This is a genomic window from Nocardia halotolerans, assembly GCF_042650145.1.
Lineage (GTDB): Bacteria > Actinomycetota > Actinomycetes > Mycobacteriales > Mycobacteriaceae > Nocardia > Nocardia halotolerans.
Map to the genome: position 1 here is coordinate 509,465 of NZ_JBHSDL010000030.1, position 26,883 is coordinate 536,347.

Sequence of the window (26,883 nt, forward strand, 5' to 3'; positions counted from 1 at the left end):
TCAGATGTCGTCTTCGGACATCCCGAACTTACGGCGGATCGGGAACGAGGCGAGCAGTCCCAACGTGAGGATGAGCGCGATCGCACCCGTGCCGATCAGCGCGACATTGCGGGCGGTGTTGTCCGGCGGGGGAGCCGCGGCGGGCACCGCGAGTTGCTGACTGCGCGCCGGTGAGGACTCCTTGGGCGGCAGTTCGTCGGGCACCTCGTTGGTCAGTGCCGCGATCGGGTCCACCGCGCCGTAACCGATGTAGGGATTCCAGCCCTCGGCCGGTGCGTGCGCGGTGGCCTGGAGCCGCTCGATGACCTGCTTCGACGACAGTTCGGGGAACCTGGATCGAACCAGTGCGGCCACGCCGGAGACGTAGGGTGCGGCGAAACTGGTACCGCTGTAGGGCATGTATTTGCCCTGGTTGTCGTACTTTCCGTCGGAGATGCCCGTGGTGCGCGCGTCGAGCGAGGTGATGCCCTCACCCGGTGCGGCGATGCCCACCCAGGGACCGGGCACGGTGAACGACGAGGGCGCGCCGTTGCTGTCCACCGAGCCGACCGAGAGCACGTACTCGTCGTACCAGGCGGGATTCACATAGGTGCGGACCGTGTCCCACAGGCTCTGGGCCGGCTTCAGTGGATCGGGACTCGGGTTACCGGACTTGCAGTTGTTGTCGGCATTGCCCGCCGAACTGACGATCACCACGTCCTTCTCCACGGCCGCGTACCGCACCGCCGCACCGAGCGCGCCGAACGCGACTTCGGCGGCAGGCGAGCTGGGGTTGCAGGCGACCAGGGAGATGTTGATGACGCGCGCGCCCATGTCGGCGGCCCGTCGAATCGCCGAGGCGAGCGAGGACACCTTGCCGTAGCCGTCGGGGAAGTCCTCCGGCGACTTGTTCTGCCCCGCGCCTTCGGCCTGGTAGAGCGAACTGGTCTGCCGAATGGTGAGGATCCGGGCCTCCGGTGCGACACCGGCGAAGCCCTGGCCCTCGACCTTGGTCGCGGCGATGATGCCCGCGACGACGGTGCCGTGCACATCGCAGTCCTCGGTACCGTCACCACCGGCGGCCACATAGTCACCGGCGGCCCACAGATCGGGCAGGCGCGGATGCGGTTGCACACCGGTGTCGATGACGGCCACGAGTTGCCCCGCGCCCCGGGAGAACTCCCACGCCCGCTCGAGATCGAGCGAACGCTGGCTGGTCGGCACGGCCACCTCGGAACTCGCCTGCGTGCGGAAGCACAAGCCGTTCACACCACTGCCACGCTCGGTCTTGTCCGGCGGCGCCGCCGGATCACCCGCTGGCAACAGCCCCGGGTTGATCGGTGGCGGCCGCTCACCGTAGGCGGTGCCGCAGAGACCGAATCCGGCGTTCAGGCTGACGGCCAACGCGACTGCCGTCAGACGAAAGCCGAGCCTCACAGCCCGCGGACCAGCGAGTAGAGACCGGCGACCCAGAACACCAGCGGCAGCACCGCGGCGACGAACGCGTATTCGATCAGTTCGGCGGCCCGGCGCATCGGCGGGGTGGCCGACTGGTTGGGCACGATCAGGCCGATCACCAAGGCGGCCACCAAGATCGCCAGCGCGACCCCGAAAACCACCAGGGGCTGGCGCATTTCGACGGCCACCCCGATCAGCATGAGCAGCACGATCGCCGAACCGCCCGCGATGAGCACGATGGCCTGCTCGGCGCCGGCGTAGGTGCGGCTGCGGAACATCAGCACCGCCGCGCACACCAGCGCCAGCGCGATACCGGGCCAGTACGGGTCGTCGGCGCCCGCATCGGTGGCGAGCAGCGCCCCGACCACGGCGACCAGCGTGGTGGCGGTGACCAGCCCGGCGAGGTAGTTGCGGGCCCGCTCCGACCTGGCGCGCAGGGCGTCGAGGGTGGGCAGGGCGCGGTGATCGTCCGGGTCGTCCTCGGTCGGGTCGATCGGCGTGCCGGGGGAGGGGACCGGGGGCAGCGGCAGCTTGGCCAGCAGCATCGAGATACGCGGCGACAGCGACAGTGCCGCGAGACCGGCCGCGGCGACGACCGCGCCGATGGCCTTCACCGGCTGCTCGGTGAGCAGCCCGACCAGCGCGGCGGGCACCACGAACACCGAGACCGTCGCGGCCCCGATGAACAGGGCCAGCCCCACCCCGGTGACGCGCCAGGCCAGCACCGCTATCGCCCCGGTCAGTGCGGCGCCGAGAAGCAGGTGCGCCCAGCTGTAGTGATCGGGAACCAGCAGCATGCCCGCGGTGAACGAGGTCGGCAGCGCGCAGCCGCCCAGCACCAGCGCGGCGGAGGTGTCGCCGTACATGCGGCTGAGTACGGTGCCCGCCACCACGCACAGAATCGCGACGAACATCGCCAGCGAGCCGCTCACCCAGAACGGCACCGCGTCGGGCGCGGACAGCAGACCGAAGCAGCCCACCAGCATGGTGATCGCGGCGAGCACCGAACCGGTGATGCGGGCGGTCTTCGGCGTCCAGCTGCGGTAATGCTCGGCGTCGGCGATCGCGACGTTGTACATGATGTCGTCGAACAGCGGAGTCGGCGCGGTGTTCGACGCGCTCTCGAGCATCAGCAGTTCGCCGTCGCGCACACCGTGTTCGCCCAGGCTGAGGGAATTCGAGAACGGGGGATGGCCGATGCGCGCGAGCACCCACTCGGCGGGCTCGTAGCGCTCACCGTCGTTGTCGAAATCATTGGACCGGCTGTGCTGGGCGACCATGTCGACCACACTCGGAATGACCAGCGCCACCGGCACATCCACCGGAATCGCCATGTCGACCTGCGTGTGCTTGGCCAGAATCGTCACCCGGGCAAGGTCCGGTGCGCGAACGATTCCGCGCGCGGAATCTTCTTCCACATGATCGAGTCGCGCGTGCGTCAAAACTCCCCCAACTCCGTCTCTACCTCGTGTTTCCGCTCGACCCCTGGAGATGGTCGACAGTTTGCGGAACCCACCGCTCGGACAGCAGAATGCCTGACGAACCATACGACATGTCGGCCGCGACCTCTACACTGAGCCCGTCGCGAGGGCGGACAGCAAGTAGTCAAGCAGGGGGAGTCTTCGACCATGAGCACAGTACGGTTCCAGCGCCGTGCCCGGCGCGAGATGCCGCGCACCCCCGGTGGCGAAGTCACCCTGCAGCCGCCGCCGGAGATCCCACGCGTCACCCCGGGCAGTCTGCTGATGAAGCTGATGCCCGTGGTCATGGTGGTCGGCATGGTCGGCATGATGGCGCTGATGTTCACCACGGGCGGCAAGAACATGATGTCGAACCCGATGTCGATGATGTTCCCGATGATGATGATCATGTCGATGGTCACCATGTTCGGACAGGGTGGTGGCAAGGGCGCCAAGGCCGCCGAGACCAACGAAGACCGTAAAGACTACTTGCGCTACCTCGATCAGGTCCGCAAAGACGTCGACGAGACCGCCGCGCAGCAGCGCGCGGCCGTCGAGTGGAGCCACCCCGAGCCCGGCCTGATCTGGATGCTCGCCGGCACCAGCCGCATGTGGGAACGCCGCTCCGGCGACAAGGACTTCTGCCACGCCCGCATCGGCCTGGGCGGGCAGCGCCTGGCCACCAGGCTGGTCGCCCCCGAAACCGGTCCGGTCGAAGAACTCGAGCCGATCGCCGCCGTCTCGCTGCGCCGCTTCGTCCGCGCCCACTCCACCGTTCCCGACCTGCCCACCGCCATCGCGGTGAAGGGCTTCGGCACTGTCGCCCTGGAGGGCGACCGTGTGCAGGCCCGTGACATGACGCGCGCAATGCTGTTGCAGCTGTGCATGTTCCAGGCTCCCGACCAGGTGCTGGTCGCGGTGGTGTGCGGCCCCGACACCGCCCGCGAATGGGAGTGGACCAAGTGGCTGCCCCACACCCAGCACCCGGAGGTGACCGACGGCGTCGGCACCCAGCGCATGTTCTACGGCTCCATCCGTGAGGCAATGACCGGCCTGCACCCCCTGCTGGGCAACCGGGTCCGCTACTCGCGTAACCAGCCGAACAACCCCAACATGGTGCACGTGGTCATCGTCGTCGACGGTGGCTTGCTCGAGGCCGAGGACGACCAGCTGCGCGAGTCCGGCTTCGAAGGCGTCACCATCATCGACCTGTGCAATTACGCACCCCGCCTTGCTGTTTCGCGCGGCATCAAGATGATCGTCGAAGACGGCGAATGCCTCGGCCGCGGCGCGACGGGCAACCAGGAACGCTTCGCCACCATCGACCGCGTCAGCGCCGAGCAGGCCCAGCAGCTGGCGCGGCGCCTCGCGCCCTATCGGGCCGCCACCCAGCGCAGCAGCGACATCGAGACCGACGACTCCGAAGTGATCTCCACCTGGTCGCAGTTGATGAGTCTCGGCGACATCGGCCACTTCAACCCCGCCAGCGCGTGGCGCCCCCGCTACGGCCGTGAGCGCCTGCGGGTCCCGTTCGGCATCGGCGCCGACGGCGCCCCCGTCGAACTCGACATCAAGGAAGCCGCCGAGAACGGCATGGGCCCGCACGGCCTGTGCATCGGCGCCACCGGCTCCGGTAAATCGGAATTCCTGCGCACCCTGGTGCTCAGCCTGCTGGCCACCCACTCGCCCGACCAGCTCAACCTGGTGCTGGTCGACTTCAAGGGTGGTGCCACCTTCCTCGGCCTCGACGGCGTCCCGCATGTCGCCGCGGTCATCACCAACCTCGAAGACGAAGCCGACCTCGTCGACCGTATGAAAGACGCCCTGGCCGGCGAGATGAACCGCCGCCAGGAAGTCCTGCGCCAGGCGGGCAACTTCGCCAACGTCTCCGAATACGAGAAGGCCCGCGCGGCAGGCGCCGACCTCGACCCGTTGCCCGCCCTGTTCGTGGTGCTCGACGAGTTCTCCGAACTGCTCACCCAGCACCCCGACTTCGCCGAACTGTTCGTGATGATCGGCCGCCTCGGCCGCTCACTGCAGGTCCACCTGCTGCTCGCCTCCCAGCGTCTGGAAGAGGGCAAGCTCAAGGGCCTGGAATCGCACCTGTCCTACCGCATCGGCCTGAAAACCTTCTCCGCCAACGAATCCCGTCAGGTCCTCGGCGTCCCCGACGCCTACAACCTGCCGAGCACCCCCGGTGGCGGCTACCTCAAGTCCGATTCGGGCGAGATCCAGCGTTTCCAGGCCTCCTACGTCTCGGGCCCCTACGTCGGCGGTGGTGCGGCCCGCGAGGTCACCAGCGCGGGCATCGTCGGCGGCGAGATCGACGTCAACGCCCGCCCGTTCAACGCCACCCACGTCGACTTCCGCACCTCCGACCGGGTTCCGCTCCCGGTGGAAGCCGCGCTCGAACCGGAACCGGTCAGCGACGAGAACGAGCAGATGTCGGACCTGAACATGCTGGTCTCGCGCATCCAGGGTTACGGCCGGCCCGCCCATGAGATCTGGTTGCCGCCGTTGGACGAAGCGCCGACCATGGACCAGTTGGTCCCGCGCTCGATCCTCACCGGCGAATACTCCGCGATCGCCCCACTGCGCGCCCCCATGGGCCTCGTCGACCGCCCCTACGACCAGCGCCGCGACCCGTTCGTCGTCGACCTGTCGGGTTCGCGAGGTAACGTCGCGATCGTCGGCGGTCCGCAGTCGGGCAAGTCGACCGCACTGCGTTCGATGATCATGGCGATGGCCCTGACCCACACCGCCGAGCAGGTGCAGTTCTATTGCCTCGACTTCGGTGGCGGCACGATGTCGAGCCTGCAGGGGCTGCCGCACGTCGGTTCGGTGGCCAGCCGCCTCGACGAGAACATGGTGCGCCGCACCGTCTCCGAGATGACCACGATCGTGCGCACCCGTGAAGCCAAGTTCCGGCAGCTGGGCATCGAATCAATGGTCGAATTCCGTCGACTGCGTTCGATGGACCCCGCGTCCAGCCCCGCCGCCGCGGGCGCACACGAGGATCCGTTCGGCGATGTGTTCCTGGTGATCGATGGCTACGGTTCGATCCGCCAGGACTTCGACGCGCTCGAGCAGACCATCATGAACCTTGCGGTGCAGGGCCTTTCGTACGGCGTGCACGTGGTGATCGCGCTCGCGCGCTGGGCCGAAGCCCGGCCCGCGCTCAAGGACCAGATCGGCACCCGCATCGAGCTCCGCCTCGGTGACCCAATGGATTCCGACCTCGGCCGCAAGTTCGCCTCGCTCGTTCCGCAGGGGCGTCCCGGTCGCGGTATGACCGCCGAATGCCTGCACATGCTCACCGCCCTGCCTCGCATCGACGGGTCAACCGACCCGTCGGACCTCGGCCAGGCGGTCTCCGCGGCGGTCGAGTCGATCGCCCGAGCGACCCCGGGCCGTCCGGCGCCGCAGGTTCGCATGCTGCCCGAGGAACTGCCTCGCGACCAGCTGCTGTACCTGGCAGGCAACTGGCCCTCTCGCGTCGACCCGTCGACCAAGTGCATGCGCATCCCGATCGGTATCAACGAGGCCGAGCTCGCCCCGGTCTACATCGATTTCGCCGAGAGCCCGCACTTCGTCATCATCGGTGACTCCGAGTCCGGCAAGACCACGCTGCTGCGGTCGATCATCGATGGCATCGCCGCATCGAACACGCCCAACGAGGCCCGGTTCATCGTCGGTGACTACCGCCGCTCGCTGCTCGGTCTGATTCCCGAGGGCTACCAGGCCGGATACGGTTCCACCGCACCACAATTCACCAAGAACATGGCCGACCTCGCCGCCTACGTCGCCAAGCGCACTCCCGGCCCCGACGTGACACCGCAGCAGTTGCGCGAGCGGTCGTGGTGGACGGGCCCGGAACTGTATGTACTCATCGACGACTACGACCTGGTGGCCACCTCGCAGGGCAACCCTGTATCCGCGCTCGTCGAACACCTGCCGCACGCGCGCGATCTCGGGTTCCATCTGATCATCGCTCGCCGCTCCGGTGGTGCCGGCCGGGCCATGTACGAGGCGACCCTGGCGCGGATGAAGGACCTCGGTTCGGCCGCCCTGGTGATGAGCTGCAGCCGCGACGAGGGTGTGTTGGTTGGCACCACTCGCCCCGGCCCCAAGCCGCCGGGCCGTGGCATGTACGTCACCCGCAACAGCGAGGGGCTGATCCAGACCGCCTGGATGCCGCAGCCGGAATGAGCATCGTCGAGCTCGTCGTCAGTGAAGCCAAGATCTGGGCGCGCGGTGCCACCACACACTGGGACGTGGTGCCCTCGGTCGTGCTGGGCAGCAACGGTTCCGATCTCGTCGTCGGAGAGCCACTGACTCCACCCACCCAGGTGGTGTCAGCGGTGCAGTACCTCGCCTGCGACCGGATCGCACTGCCACCACGCGTGCCGACGGCCGGGCAGGCGCTGTCGGCGGTGCTCACCGCGATCATCGACACATTGGGCGTCGCGGTGCCCTGCGAGCGGATCGTCGTCGTGCACCCCACCGCGTGGGGTGCACGCCCACTCGAGTTGTTCGCGACCGCTGCACAACAATTCACCCACGAGGTGGTGTTCGAAGCCTGCGCCGTGCGAGCCTCGGCGGTCGATGACGCAACCCGGCGCAGCCGCCGGACCGTGGTGGTCGAGTTCGGAATGCTCTCCACCACAGCCTCATCGGTGGTCTACGACGCGTACGGCACCCACGTCGAAGCGGTAGAGGCCGAACCCGGCCTCGCCGCGGCCGAACTCGGCAACGACAGCGGTTGTCGCCTGCTCACCGACCTGCTCACCCGGTTGCTCGACGACCGCCCGGCCGACGTCGTCCAAGTCTTCGGCACCGCCGACCCAGCGCTGCTCGAGGCTGTTGCTCTGGCGGCCGAAAGAGCTTGTGGCACAGGGGTAGCCGTCAGTCCGTTGTCGGGCGCCGATCTGGCTCGGCCGCCCGCGACCGGACCCACCTACACCCCGTCGATCCCGCCGGATCCGGCCGCCGAGTGGATGCAGCCGCTGCGCGCGCGAGCCGCCGCCACCAACCCGGTCGACCACCGCCCGCTGTACCTCGGCGCAGCGGCGCTGGCCGCCGTCGTCGCGGCAGCGTCCATCGGCGGCTTCTTCCTGGTCGGGGCCTCCGGCGATCAACAAGCTGCCGCGACTTCGGCCCCCACCACTTCCATCGCACCGCTCAGCCCCGCAACGCCGCCGCCCTCGACCTCGATACGCGCACCTCTTCCCACTCAGGAAACCGTTGGCAGCGTCGTCCTGGCGGTTCCGGTCGGCTGGAGCCGCGCCGCCGCCACCGACCCCACGACCCGAGCCGTTCTGGTCCCCGACGGCGGTGCCCGGCAACGCATCACCGTTATCCAGAAGCTCCTTTCCGCAGGCGCCGGCTACGACGAGGTAGCCGCCGATCTCGAAGCACAGATCGAGAGCAAACCGACCGGAACCGTGTCACAAGTACGCCGGGACGTCACTTTCGCGGGCCGCCCAGGGCTGTCCTACGAAGAACACCCCGCCGACGGCTCAACTGTCCGCTGGCAGGTGCTCGTCGAGCGAGGAGTGCAGATGAGCGTGGGGTGTCAGTACGTCGAAGGTGGTTGGGAGAGTGTGCTGTCCGCGTGTGAACAGGTGGTCGGAGCGGCCCGGATCGGATACTGAGACGCGCAGTGCCCCGCTGTGGTCGGCTCACCATCCTGGTGCCGACCGCTGATTTCGACGGTTTCACAAATTGAAGGACTCTCCGGTGTTCCGGGAACCTGCGACCATAACACCATACGAAAGCAATCAGGCCAGTGGAAACACCGAGGCTGGCGGAACTGATGGGGGTTCGGTATCCTCCAAGGCGTTAGCTCATGCCGCGGTGGACGGCTGGGGAGGGGCGGGGGAAGGGGTTGGCATCGACCGCAGTTGAGGCAGTCCAGCCGCACACGGGGGGTGACGCTGTGTTGCGACTCGAGTTTGTCTGCTGATCTGGACTGGTCCCGCTTGTTCTTGTTGATCGAAAGATCATTGCAGTCCAATGGAACCGATTCGGCATGGGCGACGTCTAAGTAAGTAGGAGGACGCAGAGCGCGTCCTCGTGGGAACGTGAGGAGACGTAGGTGACCGGAACAAACATCGATGTCCTTGGAATCGATAAGCAGTCCCAGAACTTCGAGCAGGTGCACGGCGTTCTGCAGGCTGCGATCAATAACATCGATGACGAGGTCCGTACGCTGGTTCCCTCCCTGTGGGAAGGTGATGCCGCGAACGCCTTTGTCGGACTGATGGGTCGGTACCAGGAGAAGGCAGCACGTCAGCAGGCGCTGCTGATGGAGGCTTCGGGGCTGTTGAACTCGTCGTCGAAGCAGTTCAGCGCGAATGACGAAGACGGTTCTTCCAAGCTTTCGTCGGTTGGTAGTTCGCTGGACCTGCCCTGACGCGCAATAACTCAACGACTTAGGAGGTATCGATATGAGCGTAAAAAAGGTTCTGCCGGGTGCGGACGATTCATCCGACCAGATTTTGAACAAAGCCAGGGCTATCGAAGCTGATCTCATCGACTTCAAGGCCGACTTCGACGGCTTCTTCAACACCCAGGACGGCGACATGTCGGGCGCGGCAATCGCCCGTCAGGCGGAGTGGTCTGCTCTTTCCAACGAGATCACCGCCATCTTGCAGCAAGCCACGCAGATGGCGAAGGAATGCCACACGGACTTCCGTGCTCTCGACAGGAAGCTGGCCGCGGATATTGGCGGCTGAGCCGTCGAGTCGGCTCGTATGATGTGTCGGAGCCGGTGTCAGGCCTTTGAATGCGGAGGCCCGACACCGGCTTTCGACGTTTCCAGGAGCTGATCAGCACGCTGTTTCCGGCGCGTCAGCAATTTATGGTGACGACGAAGCTCAGGACTACTTGATCCGTTCGCTGAGCAGTGGAACCAGTTTGCTCACCAGTGCCTGTTCGGACTTGTCGGTCCAATTCCTGATCGCATTCACCGTCGCAGGATCGTCGACGACGATAACAGTGGCCTCGGAGGACGAGATGGCACCTGGTAGGCCGAGGAGCCCACCGCCGCCGGCTTTCTTGTCGCTTCGAACAGCGAGGATGTAGTCGCTGCTCTTGAATCTCGAAAACACTGTGTACCGTTCATCACTCGAAACGGCACGGGGCGAGGGTTCGTCAGCCGCTTTCTCGAACGAGGGATTGTAGGCGAGACCCAAGTCGCTCAAGAAGGTTGTCTGGAGAGTGGGCGACAAGTACACCGAGATGCCCGGGTCGAGTTGGCCGCTGTCGGTGATGTCGACCATGACAACAGCTTTTCCGGCGAACGCCGGGTTGGCTGCGCGGGCGCTTTCCACAGATTTGACGCCATCGGCTGCCGTGGCGCTGGAATTGGCCGAGCCGCCGGTTGCCTCGTCGCCACCCGACAGTGCGAATATCCCGACAGCGGCTGCCACCGCTACCGCTGCGATGGCGGCACCTGAGACGAGAAGCCGGGACCGACCACGCGGTGCGGGGGCATGCGTCCCAGGAGCCTGCTGGACCGGCATGGGAGGCACTGGCCCCGTTGTGGCGACGGGGTGGAACCGGTTTTGTGGTGCTTGATCGAACACCTGGATGGGATAGGTGGGCGATGTGTTCGTGGAAATCGGGTTGTGTCCCGGGACCAGTACCGAGGCTGCGGCATCGGTGAATTCGCGGCAGGTGGCGAACCGTTCCGCGGAGTTCTTCGCCATGGCGCGGGCGAAGACACCATCGATGGCCGGAGGGAGACCTGGGTTGACCGAGGTCGCGCTGGGCGGCGGCTCGTGCAGATGGCCCATCATGACCATTGCCGGTTGCGTCGCCGGGTAAGGGTTGCGGCCCGTCAAGAGCTTGAAGAACGAGCAGGCCAGGCTGTAGATGTCCGCGCGATGATCCAGTGCGCCACCGGCCAGTTGCTCGGGCGGCGCGTAAGCAATTGTCGCCAAGAAGCTTCCGGTCTGCGTGAGTTCGGAAGCGTCGTCATTCGACTTGGCAACACCGAAATCCGTGAGCAGAATGCGCTCGTCCTCGCCATCGACGTTGGAGAGCAGGAAGTTGGCCGGCTTGACGTCGCGGTGGAGCAGACCCTTCCTGTGCGCATAGTCCAGACCTTTACCGACTTCGCTGACAATGCGGAGTGCTCGAAGTGGATTCACCGCGTATGGGTCACGAGCCATCTCCGCGGAGGCATCTGTGCCGTCGACGTACTGCATTGCGATCCACAGCCGACCGGCCTCTTCGCCGCGGTTGTAGACCGAGACGATGTTTGGATGATCCAGGCCCGCCGCAAGATTGGCTTCGCGCTCGAATCGGGCCCGAAACTCGGCGTCGCGGGACAGTTCGGGGCTCAGGACTTTGATCGCATCCATACGCGGCAGGCTCGGGTGCTTAGCCAGGTAGACCGAACCCATTCCGCCGGCACCGAGGATCCGCTCGATTCGGTAACCGCCGATGACGGTTCCGGGAGTCATTGCCACCCTGATCGTCTCCTGTCACGCATCGGTGAGGTCTTCTCGTTCATGTCGCAGTCCGGAATGTGCTACTGGCTGTTCGCGAGCAGCGCGTACTGCGCCGCAGCGCGCTGATGTGCGTCGGTGAGCTGGTCGCTTTCGACGGTGGCGACGTACTGGCGATACATGACAGCACACCGAAAACGGTCGGTCTTATAGTCGTCGTCGGGATCTTCGCCGCATCGTGCGCCGGGCAAGCCGGAGGGCGGGGGAGCCTCGGTGGGGTAGACGCGTTCGAGAATCTGCGACAGGAGTTTTTCTGCTGACTCGTCGTCACGAGAGCGGAACAACATGGTCGCGCTGGACATCGACATGGACAGCGAAAACCGGTCCACCCCTGCTTCGGTCATCACCGAGTCCCAGTAGCCCCTCGGCCGGACCTTGTGCAGAAACCCTCGTAGAGTCATCGAAGCTTGCCGGCCGAGGTCGGGCGCACCGAGGCCATCAGGATTGAGTGTGCGGCGCAACATCTCGTCCGGGTCGTTCGGCAGGAACAGCATCTCGGCTGGACTGAGGGCAGGTATCCGATCCAGGAGGGGTAGCTGCGCGTCATAGGCCTTCTCCGCCAGTGCGGTGAGAGCCCCGAGTTCCGCCTCCGGCGTGCCCAGGTAGAGGTTGACGACGTACTGGCCGTACGCGAGTGTTGACCCGATGGTCGCGACGCCCGGTCGCCAATGCGAATGTGCCGCAGAATACTTCGGTACGGATACGCGCTCGTTCTGGTCGGCGGCAACGGCGAAGTCGGTTTCCTCGATCTCGGCAGCGGCGCGTTTCGCTGTCTCGTCATCAGGGAATTGCATCACTGTGACGGTGGCGAAGGTGGCTCCAGGCGGAACCTTGCCGGGCTCATCAGGCTCTTTGTCGGTGGAGCTGCTGGCGAAGCCGAACATCATTTGATTGCGCTCGAGTGTCGGTTTGTTCGCATTCGCGAGAGCTTCCGTGGCCTTGTCCGCATCCAGGATGGCAATCGAGCCGGTGCCGAACTCGATCTTCGGATCGATGTCGATTCCGGTGACGACATGCTCGGAGAGGCGCACCACTGCTAGGTTCATCGCGCCCGAGAGGTCGTTGTGATAGTCGTACCGCATGTCCAATGGGGCCGTGGCTTTCGCATACGAACCGACGTCGAGCGTGCGGACATCTGGTTCGCCTGGAACCGGGCTTCCGTTCGTGGTACCACATCCCGAGACGGTCAGAACCGCCGTGGCCGCAATCGCCAGGCAACCCAGCACTCGCGTTCGTGCGTAGGACATCGACGGGTGAAAGCTGTTCTGCATCACTTGGCCTTTGCGAGGATTGTGTACTGGGCCGAGATGCGCTGATGTACGTCGGTCAACTGTGTTGCGGCGACCTGGGTGGCGTATCGAGAGTACGACACACTGCAGTAGTATTTTGTCGCGAATGTTTCGGGGCCGACGTATTCGAGGCACTGTGCCATCGGAAGGTGCTCGGGCGCAGGCGCGGAACGGAAGTGCTTGCTCGGGTCACCGAAATAGTCCGCGACCTTTGCGGCCGACGCATCATCTTTCGCCCGAAATACGAAATTTCCTTGCCATGCTACTCGGTCGACACCGGTGTCCTCGAATAGTTCAGACATTTTTTCGGTATTGCCCATCAGCTGAAGACCGCCGTGTCGGTCGTAAACTCCGGGAATGCCGCGCTGGTTCGAATCCAAGGATATCGTGTGCATTGCACGACCGAGCATGCCATCTGGGTCGACATCGAGGTCCATCATTTTGTCGGGCGCAGTTGGTGTGTACCGCTGGAGGGCCGGCGCGATCTTGTTGATGCTGTTCTGCACCCTGGCGACCAGCTTCTGTTCGTCCGATTCCTTCAATACACCCATCACGCTGTCGTACACGTAGGTGAAGATCACGAACTTGCCGACAGCTTTCCACGATCTGATCTGGCCCGGCCATTCTGGGTGCATTTGAGCGTGCACATCGATCAGATTTCCCGTTCCGTCCCCGACCTGAACCGGGAACGTTCCCGGGGCAGCGGCAGCTTCCTCAGTGGCAAGAACTTCAGCTGCCGCAGTCGCATTCTGCTCCGTATCGAACAGCATCACAACGTTGTCGAGCTCGTACGACAGGCTGGGCTCGCTATTGGATCGCGCCGTCGATACAAATCCGGAAATGAATCCCTGTGCGCGTTCGTTGAGCTTGACGGGATCGGCGCTCATGCGCGATTTGATGGCAGCTGAGCTGAAGTCGATAAAAATTCGAACCGCGCCACTCATGGCCGGCGGTGCGTGCGTGGCTTCGGGTTCGATTTCCATGGGCAGTGGAATATTGTTTCCGATACGCATTGCCTCAACCATGGCGGCCATGTCAGGGCTGGTCGGCTTATCGTAGACTTTGGGCTCAGTGGGGAGATTGCCCACATCGAGTTTGCTCAGATCGACTGTCTGCGCAGTCGGCGCCTCCTCGGATGCGGATCCGCATCCGGCGGTCGCCGCGACTACCGTAGCGAGACCGACGGCGAACAGCGCCGAACTCGTGCTCCTCATGTGATTCCCCTCCGTGGTGAGGCGACCCGCGTCCTGCCTGATGGCCGCAACGTCTCGGGCGCGCACAGCTCCTGCTCCCCAAGCGCTGGAGAGAAGATAGCATTCGGATCGACGCATCTGCTCGCTGTATCACGTCCGCTGCGGTCGATGCCCACTCGTTCCGATGTCGGGCGAGCAAGTGGCAGTAGCGATTTCTCTCAGTGGTCTCGCCGCGGCTGTGAGGTTGCCGGCGGAAGTCCGCCCAGGGGAACCTATCCGGGCCGGTTTGCCATAGTCTGGATGGTATGGCGACGACCCTGCTGCGCGGTTCCGGTGGAGGCCGATACCTGTGAGGGATCGGCAGGTCGAAGTTGTGCTGGGTGGTCATGCGGTGGCGCATGTCGCGGGGGCTGTGATCGTGGTGGCCCATCGTGGGCCCGGGCGGATCACGCCTGATGACACCGCGGCGGTGGCGCTGGAATCGTTGGCCGAGCTGGTGTGTTCGGCCGTCGAGGAGGCGCCTGCGGGGCCGGGGGCCGCGGTGGCGCGGCAGGCGACTCGGTGGCTGATGAAGCACGCCGAGCAGATCTCGCCGGGGGTGCCGATCGATTTCGGGGTGCTCTCGGCCGCCGACAATGGTGGGGTGGCGATCTTCCTGCACGGTGCGGTGACGGCTGTGCTCGCCGGTGAGCAGGGTTCGGAGTACTACCGGGGCAGTGATGCGGCGTTCACCGTGGATCGGGTGGCTTCCGAGCCGGCGAAGGCGGTGGCGTTGTTCGTCGACGACGCCAAGGGGCGCATTCCCGATCTGCCGCCCGCACGGGGTGTCGGGTGGCTGGTGGAAGGGATCGCGCAGGCAGGTGGGGCCGTGGTGTGGTCCAACGATGTGCGCAGCCATGTGCGGACCGCGGATCCGGCGGCGCGCCGGCTGCCACCGCCCACCGCGCGAATCGATCGGGAACCGCAGGCGCCGCAAGCCGATTCGCGCCCGGTCGAGCCGCCGGCCACCGGGATGCAACCGGCGACTTCGATGATGGACGCTGTCACCAGCGCTACCGGACCGGCGCACGGCACGGCCGACCAGCAGTCCTACGCTCATGTTGAAAACCCACGCGGCAGCACAGATCCCGCGCCCGAACCCGATCCTGACCTGCAGCGCAGGTTGGAGGCCACGGCCAGGTCGACCGTGCTCACGGTGAAGGTGATGGGATTCAAGTGCGCGCGTGCACATCCCAGCGATCCACGGGCGGCGTTCTGCACGGTGTGCGGGATGCCGGTCGATCAGACCCAGGCGCTGGCCGAAGTGGTGCGACCGCCCCTCGGCATGCTGGTGCTCGACGACGGTATGACCTTCCTGATGGCCGCCGACGCGGTGATCGGGCGCGACCCGGAGAATTCCGAGGCGGCCCAGCGCGGCCTCATCCCGCTGCGCATCGACGACACCTCCGGCGGGATGTCGCGCGCGCACGCCGAAGTGCACCTGGTGAATTGGGATGTGCAGCTCATCGATCGCGGTTCCACGAACGGCACCCGCAGCCGTCCGCCGGGCTATCGCGACTGGATCAGGCTCACCCCGAACCAGCCACTCGTGCTCGTTCCGGGCACCGAGGTGATGATCGGGAACCGGGTGTTTCGCTACGAACCGGCGGCACCGCCCCCGTTCGGCTGAGCCGCGAGACCCGCGTGCCGGAATCGTTTCGATGAGCGCCGACGTGCCTGCGCGGGCATCGCAGCTGAACGCGCACCGGCGTGTTGGTGCGGTCCGCCGTTGTCGAAGCAGAAATCTGGCCGAAGGACGTCGAACTGCACGAATACGCTGATCAGCTGTAGCGCGACATGCAGGTCGTCTCGCCGTTGAGCACCCCCGCGCGGAAGGCGTCGACGCGGGAGAACCCGCTCGGCACCGTGTTGCCCTCGGTGTCGCTGGCGGCCAATCCGTCGGTGAGCAGGCCGGAGACCGCTTCGTCGAGGTCGCCGGCGGCCAGTTGGATGTCGCCCTGGTCGACGGGGCGGTCGGTGCGGGCGAGCTGGCCGGTGACCACCCCGGACAGGCAGGCCGCGCGCAGACCGGTCTTCGCGCCGGTCAGCTGCCTGCCCTGGCTGCGCTGCACGGCGAGGGTGTAGCGGGAGATGAACACCACGTAGCCGTTGTAGTCGCCGCTGACCTTCACCGGCAGCGGGCCGTCGTCGCCGGTGTCGATGGCGCCGCGTTCGGCCAGGCCGGGCACGTCGGTGGCGATGGTGTTCTTGGCGGGGCAGTAGGTGACGGGGCCGGTGACGGCGCCGTCCGCGCAGTCGATGCCCGAGCCCGCGTAGTCGTAGGTCGGGGCCTGCTCGACTGGCAGGATCGCCTGCAGGGCCTTGCTCAGTTCCTCGAGGTTGGCCTGGGAGACGGGGTATTCGCCGCGGCCGCTGTCGCCGGCGAAGCTCTGCGGGAGGTTGCCCCGGCGCGAGTCGATCTCGTCCTCGTCGATGCCCTTGCAGCCGCGTGGGCCATCGGTGAAGCCGATCTGCACGGCGGTGACCCGTTCGAAGGCCGAACCGTGCACGCTCTCGGGGTCGTCGGGGTCGGAGTCGCGAATCGCGACCGTGGCGGCGAGAACGGAATTCAGGCCGTCGGAGGTGTTGATGGTGAAGTGTTTCGACTTGCCCTCGGCGACGTGGCGCATGAAGGCGCCGGCGAAGCAGTCGGCCTGCTGTTCCTTCACCAGGACGGGGGTCTTCCTGGTGACCATCCCGGCCATGTTCTGGATGGCGTGCCCGTATTCGTGGGCCAGCACCATCACCACCGACATCGGGCCGAAGGTCTCGCTCATCGTGGGCAGCAGCATCGCGCGGTCCCAGCCGATGGAGTTGTCGCTGCGGCAGTAGGCGGCATTGACCAGGTGGTAGGTGGTTTCCTTACAGAAGTCGATCGCCGAGCTGCGCGAGGCGCGCGCGTTCCAGGAGATCAGTTTCTGTACCGGCTCGAAGGTCTGGTCGCTGAACTCGGCGCCGAACACGGCCTGCCAGTAGGTCTGGATGTCGTCGATCGCGTTGAGGGCCAGGGTGTCGACCTCGCCGCCGTCGCCGTTGGTCGCGGTGAGGGTGGAATCGGCGACGCCGGAACGTGGACCGTTCGGCCCGCCGGTGGTCGGCAAACCTGCCACCTGGAAGGGATCGTGGTAGATGGAGACGCCGTGACCATCGATCGACCGCGTGCACCCCATGCTGAGCAGGGCGCATAGCACGACGGTGATCGCAACGAGCACTTGGGCTTTCGGCATTGGCCCCCCTGGTCGGCCGGATACACGTGCGGGTCGGTCGCCGGATCGGGCCTCGAGCCGTATCGGGGGCACCGCCGATGTCCGGGCGATGGCATAGTATCCGCTCCATGTCTTCACCGGGGGCGCAGACCATCACCGTGCGCCATGATGGATCCGAACGAGTCTTCGAAGCGAGTCAGCAGATCACCATGGGCCGTGCGCCCGAGGTGACGCTGTTCGTGGACAGCCCGCTGGTCTCGCGTGTGCACGCCACTCTGCGTTTCGGCAACGGTGCTTGGATACTCGCCGACAACGGCAGCACCAACGGTGTTTTCGTCGACGCGCGCAGGCTGAACCAGCCCGTGTCGATCGATCGGCCCACCCAAGTGCGCCTCGGTGACGCGATCACCGGCCCGCTGCTGCACCTGGTGCCCTCGGCCCTCGGCTCGCGCCATGCCGCGACGATGCTCGCACCGCCCTCCCAGCCCCAGCAGCCCCAACCGCAACAGCACCCTGGGCAACGTCCGCAGTTCCCGCCGTCGTCCCGGCCGGCGCCGCACGCGCCGCAACCGGCTCAGCACACGCCGCCGCAGGCCCAGCAAGCGCCGTCGCAACCCCAGTACGTGCCCACCTCGCAGCTGCCGTCGCAACCGATGGCGCCGCAGGACAACATCAACATGACCCGCCGCGCCGATTCCTCGATGCTGCCGCCGGTGCGCAAGGCGGCCTCGACCGAGCCGGTCGCGCGTGGAGATCGCATTCCGCCCGGTGGGCTGAGCATCGGCCGAACCTCCGACAACCAGATCGTGGTGAACGACCCGCTGGCCTCGCGCAAGCACGCGCGGTTGGTGTCCTCGTCGGAGGGGTTGGTCGTCGAGGACCTCGGGTCGGCCAACGGCACCTTCGTCAACGGGCACCGGCAGCAGCGCACGGTGCTGCGCGAACGCGACATCGTCACCATCGGCAACATCGACTTCGTCGTGGCCCAGGGCGCGCTGGTGCACCGGCAGAAGCCGGTCGCCGAGCTGGGGCTGTCGGTGCACGGGGTGGGCTTCACCGTCGAGGGCAACAAGCAACTGCTCGTCGATGTGAACATGCAGGCCGGGCGCGGCACGCTCACCGCGCTGATCGGACCGTCGGGTGCGGGTAAGTCGACGTTGTCGAAGCTGGTCGCGGGTAACACTCAGCCCTCGGGCGGTGTGGTCACCTTCGAGGGCCGCAACTTGCACGCCGAGTACGAGGCGCTGCGGTCCCGTATCGGCATGGTCCCGCAGGACGACGTGTTGCACCGGCAGCTCACCGTGCGTCAGGCGCTCGGTTTCGCCGCCGAACTGCGACTGCCGCCCGATACCACCAAGGCCGACCGCCAGCAGGTGATCGACGGTGTGCTGGAAGAGCTTTCGCTGACCCAGCACGCCGATACCCGCGTCGACCGGCTCTCCGGTGGTCAGCGCAAGCGCGCATCGGTGGCGATGGAGCTGCTCACCGGTCCCTCGTTGCTGATCCTGGACGAACCGACCTCCGGCCTGGACCCGGCGCTGGACCGGCAGGTCATGCAGATGCTGCGCGAACTGGCCGACGCCGGTCGCGTGGTGATCGTGGTGACGCACTCGGTGGCCTGTCTGGACATGTGCGATCAGGTGGTGCTGCTCGCGCCCGGCGGCAAGACGGCCTTCGCGGGTCATCCCGGTGGCGTGGGCGCGGCGATGGGCACGAGCGACTGGGCCGAGATCTTCGCCGATGTCGCGGCCAACCCGGATCGGGCGTTCGCGGCGTATCGGTCCAGGCAGGCGTATGTGCCACCGCCACCGCCGCCCGCGCCGGTGAATCGCGGGAACATGGGCGCACCGCCGCAGTCCAACGGCACGCGGCAGTTCAGCACCCTGGTGCGCAGACAGTTGCGGCTGATCTTCGCCGACCGCGGCTATCTGGTGTTCCTGCTGGTGCTGCCGTTCATTCTCGGCGCGTTGTCGCTGGTGGTGCCCGGTGACAACGGGTTCGCGGCCGGACCGCTGGTCGCCCAGCCGGACGGGTCGTTCGCCAATTCCGGCGGCAGTGAGACCCAGCAGCTGCTGGTGGTGCTGATTCTGGGCGCCTGCTTCATGGGCGCCACCCTGAGCGTGCGCGACCTGGTGGGGGAGCGGTCGATCTTCTATCGCGAACGCGCGGTGGGGCTGTTGCCGTGGGCGTATCTGCTGGCCAAGATCGCGGTGTTCAGCGTGGTCGCGTTCCTGCAGTCGGCGGTGCTGATCGGCATCACCCTACTCGGCAAGAACCCGCCCGGTGCCGGTTCGGTGATCCCCAACGGCAGCATCGAGCTCTATTTCGACATCGCGATGACCGCGGTGTGCTGTGTGGTGTTCGGCCTGCTGATGTCGAGCCTGGCCAAGTCCAACGAGCAGGTCATGCCGATGCTGGTGGTGATGATCATGGTGCAGCTGGTGATGGCGGGTGGCCTGATCCCGGTGACCGACCGGGTGGGCCTCGAGCAGGTGTCGTATCTGTTCCCGGCCCGCTGGGGTTACGCGGCGGGCGCGTCGACGGTGGATCTGACCAAGATCTTCTGGGGCGCGCAGGACGACGCCATCTGGGCCCATTCGGTGGGTATCTGGATTCTCGACATCGTGATGGTCGTCGTGATCACCTCGGTGCTCGCTTTCCTCACCTGGACACGCCTGCGGCTGAAGAAGTCCCAGGCATGATCGGGCAGGTCACAGCGATCTCGAAGGGCACGCTGCGCGTGTCGTCGGTCGACCGGGCACACTTGAGCCTGTGACCGTTCGAGTTGGCGCCCTGCATCTGGGGTGGGATGTGGTGTCCGTCGCCGCGGGTGGTGGTGACACCCCGATCCGCCCGGTTCAGGTGGAGGGCACCTACACCCCGCCCGCCTACCTGCTCGCCGATGCGGCGGGCAGGTTGCACACCGCCGGTGTCGACCGACAACGACCCGACCTGGGGATGGCGATCGCCGATGTGCGCGACATCCTCGGGCATCCGCAGATCGTGATCGCCGGGGCGACCTGGCCCGCTGAGCTGGTGTTCCGGGCCCGGCTCTACAACCCGCTGGCCGCGGTCGGCAAGTACCTGCGCGGTAAACCGCAGTTGGTGGCGTTGCCGTATCCGGACAGCTGGCCCGAGGACAAGGTCGACATCTACGCCGCGCTGGTCGAACAGCTCGACGTGGTCGTCGAACCACTGCCCGAGAGCGTCGCGCTGTCGGGTTATCTGCGCGCGCTCGGCCTGGTCTCGCCGCCGAGCGAGCGTCATCGCACCGGGATCGGCGCCACCGGCATCTACTCCGACGGCCGCACGTTGCTGGTGGTCGCGGTGCACGGTGACGATGAACAGCCGACCGAATCGGTGGAGGTAGGGGTGAGCGCCGAGGCGCTGCGCGATGCCCGCACCGCCGACAATGTGGTGATCGAGGCGATGGCCGCGGCCCGCTCGATCGGCGCCGACACCTCCACGGTGCTGCTGGCGGGCAATGTCTGCTTCAACGACGCCCTGCGGTTCGCGTTCCAGAACCACCTCGGCCAGCGACTGCAGGTGGCCGATCACCCGATGCACGCGCTGGTGCTCGGCGCCGCGCACCTGCTGGTCACCGAACCCGATCTCGACGAAGACGACTACCCCGACGCCCAGCATCCCGGACAGGTCTACGCCGCCCAGGTGGGCTGGGGTGCGGCCCCTGCCGCCCCACCCGCCGCGCAGCCGCCGGGACCGGCCGGTTTCGTGGCGGGCCCGCCCGCCCAGACGGGCGGTTCGGGCCGGCACGCACTCGACCGCGACGACGCCGAGGACGAGCGTGGCGGCAAACTGCTCGGCAAGGTGAAGAAGGGCTTCTTCGGCGCACCGGCCCTCGTCGGCGCGCTGGCGCTGGCCGCGACCGGGTGGTCCTCGGAGGCGGTCGTGACGGCCGAGCCGGGGCACTGCGCGTTCACCCCGTACGCGAACACCGTCCCGCCCGAGGGCCTCGCGACCGCGCGCACCACGCTGATCGACGAGCACGGCTGCGTCACCCCGGGCATCGACACCCTGCGCTACCTGAGCCCGGGTGCCACGCGCGCGACCGACCCCGGGCCGCCGGTGGTGATCTAGCCGCTCGCCCGATGGTGGTGGACACCGGTGCGGCTGGTATCGTGGGCCGCTGGCGTATGGAACGTCGAACCGTTCGCGGATCGGTGTTTCCTCGATGTCCCGGGTCTCCACCGGCCGCCGGGACAATCTCTACCCACAACTGAGATCCAGACCGTTGGCCGGCAACACCGACGACAGACAGGGAACGACTGTGCCTACGTACAGCCCCAAGGCGGGTGACGTAACCCGTAAGTGGTACGTCATCGACGCCACTGACGTAGTCCTCGGCCGTCTTGCCGTGCAGGCCGCTGGCCTGCTGCGCGGCAAGGGCAAGCCGACCTACGCACCGCACGTCGATGGTGGCGACTTCGTCATCATCATCAACGCGGACAAGGTTGCCATCTCCGGCAACAAGAAGCAGGACAAGCTCATCCACCACCACAGCGGACACCCGGGCGGCCTCAAGTCGCGCACTGTCGGCGAGGTGTTGGCGACCCGTCCCGATCGTCTCGTGGAGAAGGCCGTCAAGGGCATGATCCCGAAGAACAAGCTGGGTAACGCGATCGCGGGCAAGCTGAAGGTCTACGCAGGCCCGAACCACCCCCACGCCGCGCAGCAGCCGGTTCCGTTCGAGATCAAGCAGGTGGCCCAGTGACCGCTCCTGAAGAGTTCACCCCCGAAGAGTTCGACGCGGTCGACGAGACCGTGGTCGAGGTCGTCGAAGACGGCGAAGGCTACGAGCCCGAGTACGTCGAAGAGACCGAGTTCGCGGCGATCGTGATCGATCGTCCCGTGCAGACCGTCGGCCGCCGTAAGGAAGCCGTCGTCCGCGTGCGACTGGTTCCGGGCTCCGGCAACTTCACCCTCAACGGCCGCACCATCGAGGATTACTTCCCGAACAAGGTGCACCAGCAGCTGGTGAAGTCCCCGCTGGTGACCGTCGAGCGGACCGAGTCCTTCGACATCGTCGCCCTGCTGCACGGCGGCGGCCCCTCGGGTCAGGCCGGCGCACTGCGTCTGGCCATCGCTCGCGCGCTGATCGAGGTCACCCCGGAAGACCGTCCCGCCCTCAAGCGTGCCGGCTTCCTGACTCGTGACCCGCGTGCCACCGAGCGTAAGAAGTACGGCCTCAAGAAGGCCCGTAAGGCGCCGCAGTACTCGAAGCGCTGATTTACGTTCTGTCGACCACCTCTCGCATCCACTGGGTATGCTCCCCGCGAGAGCGGGGCTGAGCCCGGTCGGCGGAGCACGTGTGCGAGAGCAGGCTTCCAGCACGGCTGGTCGCCTGCTCTCGTGCTGTATCGGGGACCTACTACCGGCAGAGGGTTTTATGGGACGGCTTTTCGGGACAGACGGCGTTCGCGGGCTCGCCAACGAGTCTTTGAGTCCAGAACTGGCGATGCGGGTCGCCGCCGCGGCAGCACAGGTGCTCAGTCGCGGGAAGAAGCGCGCGGTGGCTGTCGTCGGCCGAGATCCCCGGGCCAGCGGTGAGATGCTGGAAGCGGCGGTGACCGCGGGTCTGACAGCGACCGGTGTCGATGTGCTCTCCGTCGGCGTGCTGCCCACCCCCGCCGTGGCCTATCTGACCGGTCTCTACGACGCGTGCTTCGGCGTGATGATCTCCGCCTCGCACAACCCGATGCCCGACAACGGCATCAAGATCTTCGCCGCCGGCGGGCACAAGCTCGACGACGCGGTGGAACAGCGCATCGAAGCCCTGATCACCGAGGGCGTCACCGTGCGTCCGACCGGTGCGGGCATCGGCCGCGTGCGCGGCGACTACAGCGTCGAGGGCACCCACGAACGCTATGTCGAGCACCTGCTCGAATCCACCGGTGAGGACCTTTCGGGGCTCACTGTTGTCGTCGACTGCGCGCACGGCGCGGCCGCCGAGGTGGCCCCGCAGGTGTACCGGGAGGCGGGCGCCACGGTGATCGCGATCAACGCCGAACCCAACGGTCTCAACATCAACGACGGCTGCGGATCGACGCATCTGGACGCGGTCCGCCGCGCGGTCCTCGAACACGGCGCCGACCTGGGCGTGGCCCTCGACGGTGACGCCGACCGCTGCCTGGCCGTGGATGCCGCGGGCGAGGTGGTCGACGGTGACGCGATCATGGCCGTGCTCGCACTGGCCATGCGCGATGCGGGCGAACTGGTCGCCGACACCCTGGTCGCGACGGTGATGAGCAACCTCGGCCTGCACATCGCGATGCGCGCGGCCGGGATCCGGGTACTCACCGCCGCGGTCGGCGACCGTTACGTACTCGAGGAACTGCGCCGCGGTGGTTACAGCCTCGGCGGCGAGCAGTCCGGGCATGTGGTGTTCCCGCGCTTCGGCACCACCGGCGACGGCGTGCTCACGGGTCTGCGCCTGATGGCCAGGATGGCCCGGACCGGGCGCTCACTGGGTGAGCTGGCCGCGGTGATGAGCACGGTGCCGCAGGTGCTGATCAATGTCGCGGTGTCGGACAAAGCTGCTGTCGCCGCCGCCCCCGAGGTGCGCGAAGCCGTCGCCGAAGCCGAGCGTGTGCTGGGCGAATCCGGCCGGGTGCTGTTGCGGCCCAGCGGAACCGAGCAGTTGGTGCGGGTGATGGTGGAGGCCACCGATCTCGTCCAGGCCCGGGAGCTGGCCGACGATCTGGCCAAACAGGTCGCCGCGGTCTAGTTCCCTTGGCGGGCCGGGCTCGGCCCCACTACTATCGGCCTACGCCGTAAGGACCTGTGCCCGTGGCGCGTGTGCTGCTCGGCGCAGGCGGATACGTTGGCGCGCAGCACGATTCGAAGGGGGTCGATGATGGTGCCGCCGTTGCCCGCCCGGAACTACCAGGATCAGTACTACGAGTACGGCGAGCCCGAGCAGCCGCACCGCTGTGGTGGTGCGTGTGGCCGGCCGGGCTGCTATGAAGTGCCGCAGGGGTATTCGCACACGGTGCCGATCCGCGACGAAGGCTACGGTCAGCGTGCCGAGAGCTACGAACCCGAACGGCGACGAGTCGCAGCGGTGGCTGTGCCGCAGGTACCACCGCGTTCGCGTGGGCTGATCGCGGTGGTCGCCGTGCTGCTCGCTACCTTGCTGGCCGGGCTCATCGGTGCCAAACTCGGCTCCGATATCGATCTGTTCGGTGCGGCGGAACAGGTTGCGCAGCAGAGCTTCTGATCAGAACTGACCGGCGACGAAACCGCTGAACAACACCAGGAATCCACCCACTTCGCCCGCGATCAGCGCGTACATCGTGAGGCGCAGCTCGGCGGGGATCCGGCCGGCGAACTGATTGGTGGTGTCGCGGCGCAGACCGTGCAGCGCGTAGGTGCCGATCGCGCCGACGAAGAACGCGAGCACCACCAGGTCGGCGACCAGATTCACGACCGTCGGCCACGCGCTGAGCTCGGTGAACACCGCCAGCAGCACACCCGCGAACGCGTACATCAGGGCGGCGCGGTGGGCGATGTCGACGTAGACGTGGGCGGCGCCCTCGGCCGAGGTACGGATGCCGTGGTACTTCCACACCCCGAGCAGCAGGGCGCCGAGAAAGATCAGCCCGGTGATCAGCAGCGTGACGCGGGTGTCGATCCCCAGTGCGAGATCCATGGGTCGTCCTATTCTTCGGTGAGCAGGCCGCCGGCCAGGTGCCAACGGCGGGTGGCCCGAACAGAATCCAGCATCCGCCGGTCGTGGGTCACCAGAATCATCGTGCCGGTGAACGATTCGACGGCCTGCTCGAGCTGTTCGATGGCGGGCAGGTCGAGGTGGTTGGTCGGTTCGTCCAGGACCAGCAGGTTCACCCCGCGCGCCTGCAACAGGGCCAGCGCGGCGCGGGTGCGTTCACCGGGGGAGAGAGTGTCGCAGCCGCGGGTCACGTGCGGCCCGCGCAGCCCGAACTTGGCCAGCAACGTGCGGACCTCGGCATCGGGCCAGTCGGGCATGGCCGCGCCGAAGGTGTCGACCAGCCGGTCCGCCCCACGGAACAACCCGCGCGCTTGGTCCACCTCACCGACCTCGACCCCCGAACCCAGTGCGGCGGAACCGGAATCGGCAGCGATCTTGCCGAGCAACAGGGCCAGCAGCGTGGATTTGCCCGACCCGTTGGCGCCGGTGAGCACGATCCGGTCCGCCCAGTCGATCTGGGTGGTCACCGGGCCCAGCGTGAACTCGCCGCGACGCACCACCGCGTTCACCGCCGTCGCCACCACCGCACCGCTGCGTGGGGCGGCCGCGATCTCCATCCGCAACTCCCACTCCTTGCGCGGTTCCTCCACCACATCGAGGCGTTCGATGCGCCGCTGGGTCTGGCGGGCCTTCGCCGCCTGCTTCTCGGTGGACTCGGCGCGGGTCTTGCGGCCCATCTTGTCCGAATCGTTCTTGCCCTTGCGGCGGGCATTGCGCACCCCGTGCTCGAGCCAGTTGCGCTGCATCTGCGCGCGCGCCTCCAAACCCGCCTTGGTGTCGGCGAACTCGTCGAAGGCCTCGCGCGCGTGCTTGCGAGCGATCTCGCGTTCGGCCAGGTAGGCGTCGTAACCGCCGTCGTAGAGTGCGAACTGCTGCTGGGCCAGATCCAGTTCCAGCACCCGATTCACCGTGCGCGCCAGGAACTCCCGATCATGGCTGATCACCATCAGCGGCACCCGCACGCCGGTGACGAAGCGCTCCAGCCGGGCCAGGCCGTCGAGGTCGAGGTCATTGGTCGGCTCGTCGAGCAGCAGAATGTCGAAGCGCGACAACAACACCGACGCCAGACCGGCGCGCGCGGCCTGCCCGCCCGACAGGCCCGTCATCGGGGTGTCGAGGCCACCGGCCAGACCATCGGTGAGCCCGAGGTCGGCCGCCACCTCCTCAGCGCGCTGATCCAGATCGGCGCCACCAAGCGCCAGCCAATGCTCCAGTGCCGGTGAGTAATCGTCCTCGCCGCCGGAACCCAACCGTTCGGCCGCGGCATCCATCACCCGCTGTGCGTGCCCGACACCGGTCCGGCGCGACAGGAAGTCGAGCACCGTCTCGCCCTCGACGCGCTCGGGTTCCTGCGCCAGATAGCCGACGGTGGCATCCGGCGGGCTCAGCGCGATCGTCCCCGCCCCCGGGTCACGGTCGGCCAGCATCCGCAGCAGCGTCGACTTGCCCGCGCCGTTCACCCCGACCAGGCCGATCACGTCACCCGGGGCGAGGGTGAAGTCGAGGTCGGCGAACAGGGTCCGTTCGGCGTGCCCGGCGGACAAGCCGCTGGCGTGCAATGTCGTGCTCACCTGGAAGAGTCTGCCTGTCTCGGGGTGCGACCCTGAGATCGGGCCCAGCACAAATCAGGGTGCGGATAGGTCTGGGGACCGATGCGGGCGGCGCCGCGGATCGGCACAGTGGAGTTATCACCGCTCGACAGGAAGGCAACACACCATGACTGCCCCCGCCCGCCGCTTCACCCGCTCGACCAGCGACAAATGGATCGCAGGCGTCTGTGGCGGCATCGCCGACTACTTCGGTTGGAATGCCAACCTCGTGCGTCTGGCCTTCGTCGTCTCCTGCCTGCTGCCCGGTCCCCAGTTCCTGCTCTACTTGGTGCTCTGGCTGATCATGCCCAAGAAGTAAGCCCCGAACTTCCCCGCACCCGCTCGCGGATGACAGGATGGTGGTCAACCCGCCGCGCCGTCATCCGCGAGTTTTCCGTGTGAGGAGC

Annotated in this window: 20 protein-coding genes; 12 read left to right on the forward strand and 8 right to left on the reverse strand. The window is 66.8% G+C overall.

All coding sequences use genetic code 11. The features are described from left to right. Nucleotides 1-1,383, reverse strand: coding sequence for a type VII secretion-associated serine protease mycosin (mycP, locus tag ACFO5K_RS25710; protein WP_378568154.1), 1,383 nt, complete (start codon nucleotides 1,381-1,383; stop codon nucleotides 1-3). A 29-nt stretch (nucleotides 1,384-1,412) separates the two neighbouring features. After that, the gene (gene eccD / locus ACFO5K_RS25715; protein ID WP_378568156.1) at nucleotides 1,413-2,879 is read right to left on the reverse strand and encodes a type VII secretion integral membrane protein EccD; all 1,467 of its coding nucleotides are present in this window, start codon (nucleotides 2,877-2,879) and stop codon (nucleotides 1,413-1,415) included. A 186-nt stretch (nucleotides 2,880-3,065) separates the two neighbouring features. Here eccD and eccCa point away from each other — a divergent pair, with 186 nt between their 5' ends. The 4 genes from eccCa to ACFO5K_RS25735 all read left to right on the forward strand — a co-directional run bounded on the left by eccCa (nucleotide 3,066) and on the right by ACFO5K_RS25735 (nucleotide 9,634). Beyond that, nucleotides 3,066-7,106, forward strand: a complete 4,041-nt coding sequence (eccCa, locus tag ACFO5K_RS25720; RefSeq protein WP_378568158.1) for a type VII secretion protein EccCa — start codon at nucleotides 3,066-3,068, stop codon at nucleotides 7,104-7,106. Beyond that, nucleotides 7,103-8,551 (forward strand): type VII secretion-associated protein, encoded by a 1,449-nt coding sequence (locus ACFO5K_RS25725; protein ID WP_378568160.1) that lies wholly within the window; start codon nucleotides 7,103-7,105, stop codon nucleotides 8,549-8,551. Before eccCa ends, ACFO5K_RS25725 begins: the two co-directional genes overlap by 4 nt. A 443-nt stretch (nucleotides 8,552-8,994) precedes the next feature. After that, complete coding sequence (locus ACFO5K_RS25730; protein ID WP_378568162.1) at nucleotides 8,995-9,312, forward strand: WXG100 family type VII secretion target; 318 nt, start codon at nucleotides 8,995-8,997, stop codon at nucleotides 9,310-9,312. A 34-nt stretch (nucleotides 9,313-9,346) separates the two neighbouring features. Then, nucleotides 9,347-9,634, forward strand: a complete 288-nt coding sequence (locus ACFO5K_RS25735; RefSeq protein WP_378568164.1) for a hypothetical protein — start codon at nucleotides 9,347-9,349, stop codon at nucleotides 9,632-9,634. A 147-nt stretch (nucleotides 9,635-9,781) separates the two neighbouring features. Here the strand turns inward: ACFO5K_RS25735 and ACFO5K_RS25740 are convergent, their stop codons facing one another. The 3 genes from ACFO5K_RS25740 to ACFO5K_RS25750 all read right to left on the reverse strand — a co-directional run bounded on the left by ACFO5K_RS25740 (nucleotide 9,782) and on the right by ACFO5K_RS25750 (nucleotide 13,916). Next, nucleotides 9,782-11,368 (reverse strand): serine/threonine-protein kinase, encoded by a 1,587-nt coding sequence (locus tag ACFO5K_RS25740; RefSeq protein WP_378568166.1) that lies wholly within the window; start codon nucleotides 11,366-11,368, stop codon nucleotides 9,782-9,784. Between the two features lie 68 nt (nucleotides 11,369-11,436). Beyond that, nucleotides 11,437-12,684, reverse strand: a complete 1,248-nt coding sequence (locus ACFO5K_RS25745; protein WP_378568168.1) for a DUF7373 family lipoprotein — start codon at nucleotides 12,682-12,684, stop codon at nucleotides 11,437-11,439. Next, complete coding sequence (locus ACFO5K_RS25750) at nucleotides 12,684-13,916, reverse strand: DUF7373 family lipoprotein (protein WP_378568170.1); 1,233 nt, start codon at nucleotides 13,914-13,916, stop codon at nucleotides 12,684-12,686. The genes ACFO5K_RS25745 and ACFO5K_RS25750 overlap by 1 nt, the downstream gene beginning before the upstream one ends. A gap of 328 nt (nucleotides 13,917-14,244) precedes the next feature. On the opposite strand from ACFO5K_RS25750, the gene ACFO5K_RS25755 reads away from it, so the two are divergent. Further along, entirely contained in the window at nucleotides 14,245-15,564 is a 1,320-nt protein-coding gene (locus ACFO5K_RS25755; protein ID WP_378568172.1) for an FHA domain-containing protein, read from the forward strand. Between the two features lie 151 nt (nucleotides 15,565-15,715). Here the strand turns inward: ACFO5K_RS25755 and ACFO5K_RS25760 are convergent, their stop codons facing one another. Next, nucleotides 15,716-17,161 (reverse strand): neutral zinc metallopeptidase, encoded by a 1,446-nt coding sequence (locus ACFO5K_RS25760; protein WP_378568174.1) that lies wholly within the window; start codon nucleotides 17,159-17,161, stop codon nucleotides 15,716-15,718. A 107-nt stretch (nucleotides 17,162-17,268) separates the two neighbouring features. On the opposite strand from ACFO5K_RS25760, the gene ACFO5K_RS25765 reads away from it, so the two are divergent. The 6 genes from ACFO5K_RS25765 to ACFO5K_RS25790 all read left to right on the forward strand — a co-directional run bounded on the left by ACFO5K_RS25765 (nucleotide 17,269) and on the right by ACFO5K_RS25790 (nucleotide 24,377). After that, on the forward strand, nucleotides 17,269-19,842 hold the full coding sequence (locus ACFO5K_RS25765) for an FHA domain-containing protein (protein ID WP_378568176.1): 2,574 nt from the start codon (nucleotides 17,269-17,271) through the stop codon (nucleotides 19,840-19,842). A gap of 70 nt (nucleotides 19,843-19,912) precedes the next feature. Then, nucleotides 19,913-21,238 (forward strand): hypothetical protein, encoded by a 1,326-nt coding sequence (locus ACFO5K_RS25770; protein ID WP_378568178.1) that lies wholly within the window; start codon nucleotides 19,913-19,915, stop codon nucleotides 21,236-21,238. 190 nt (nucleotides 21,239-21,428) lie between these two features. Then, nucleotides 21,429-21,872: a 50S ribosomal protein L13 gene (rplM, locus tag ACFO5K_RS25775; RefSeq protein ID WP_022567307.1), complete on the forward strand. Its 444-nt coding sequence runs from the start codon at nucleotides 21,429-21,431 to the stop codon at nucleotides 21,870-21,872. Beyond that, nucleotides 21,869-22,387, forward strand: a complete 519-nt coding sequence (rpsI, locus tag ACFO5K_RS25780; protein ID WP_378568180.1) for a 30S ribosomal protein S9 — start codon at nucleotides 21,869-21,871, stop codon at nucleotides 22,385-22,387. Before rplM ends, rpsI begins: the two co-directional genes overlap by 4 nt. A gap of 160 nt (nucleotides 22,388-22,547) precedes the next feature. Then, nucleotides 22,548-23,885, forward strand: coding sequence for a phosphoglucosamine mutase (gene glmM / locus ACFO5K_RS25785; protein WP_378568182.1), 1,338 nt, complete (start codon nucleotides 22,548-22,550; stop codon nucleotides 23,883-23,885). Nucleotides 23,886-24,014: 129 nt separating this feature from the next. After that, nucleotides 24,015-24,377: a hypothetical protein gene (locus ACFO5K_RS25790; protein WP_378568184.1), complete on the forward strand. Its 363-nt coding sequence runs from the start codon at nucleotides 24,015-24,017 to the stop codon at nucleotides 24,375-24,377. On the opposite strand, the gene ACFO5K_RS25795 is transcribed toward ACFO5K_RS25790, so the two are convergent. Together ACFO5K_RS25795 and ACFO5K_RS25800 are read right to left on the reverse strand one after the other, a co-directional pair. After that, nucleotides 24,378-24,809 carry a hypothetical protein gene (locus ACFO5K_RS25795; protein WP_378568186.1) on the reverse strand — a complete coding sequence of 144 codons (432 nt, stop codon included), beginning with the start codon at nucleotides 24,807-24,809 and terminating at the stop codon, nucleotides 24,378-24,380. A gap of 8 nt (nucleotides 24,810-24,817) precedes the next feature. Next, nucleotides 24,818-26,458: an ABC-F family ATP-binding cassette domain-containing protein gene (locus ACFO5K_RS25800; protein ID WP_378568188.1), complete on the reverse strand. Its 1,641-nt coding sequence runs from the start codon at nucleotides 26,456-26,458 to the stop codon at nucleotides 24,818-24,820. 145 nt (nucleotides 26,459-26,603) lie between these two features. On the opposite strand from ACFO5K_RS25800, the gene ACFO5K_RS25805 reads away from it, so the two are divergent. Further along, on the forward strand, nucleotides 26,604-26,795 hold the full coding sequence (locus tag ACFO5K_RS25805; protein WP_378568190.1) for a PspC domain-containing protein: 192 nt from the start codon (nucleotides 26,604-26,606) through the stop codon (nucleotides 26,793-26,795). The last annotated feature ends 88 nt before the right edge of the window (nucleotides 26,796-26,883 follow it).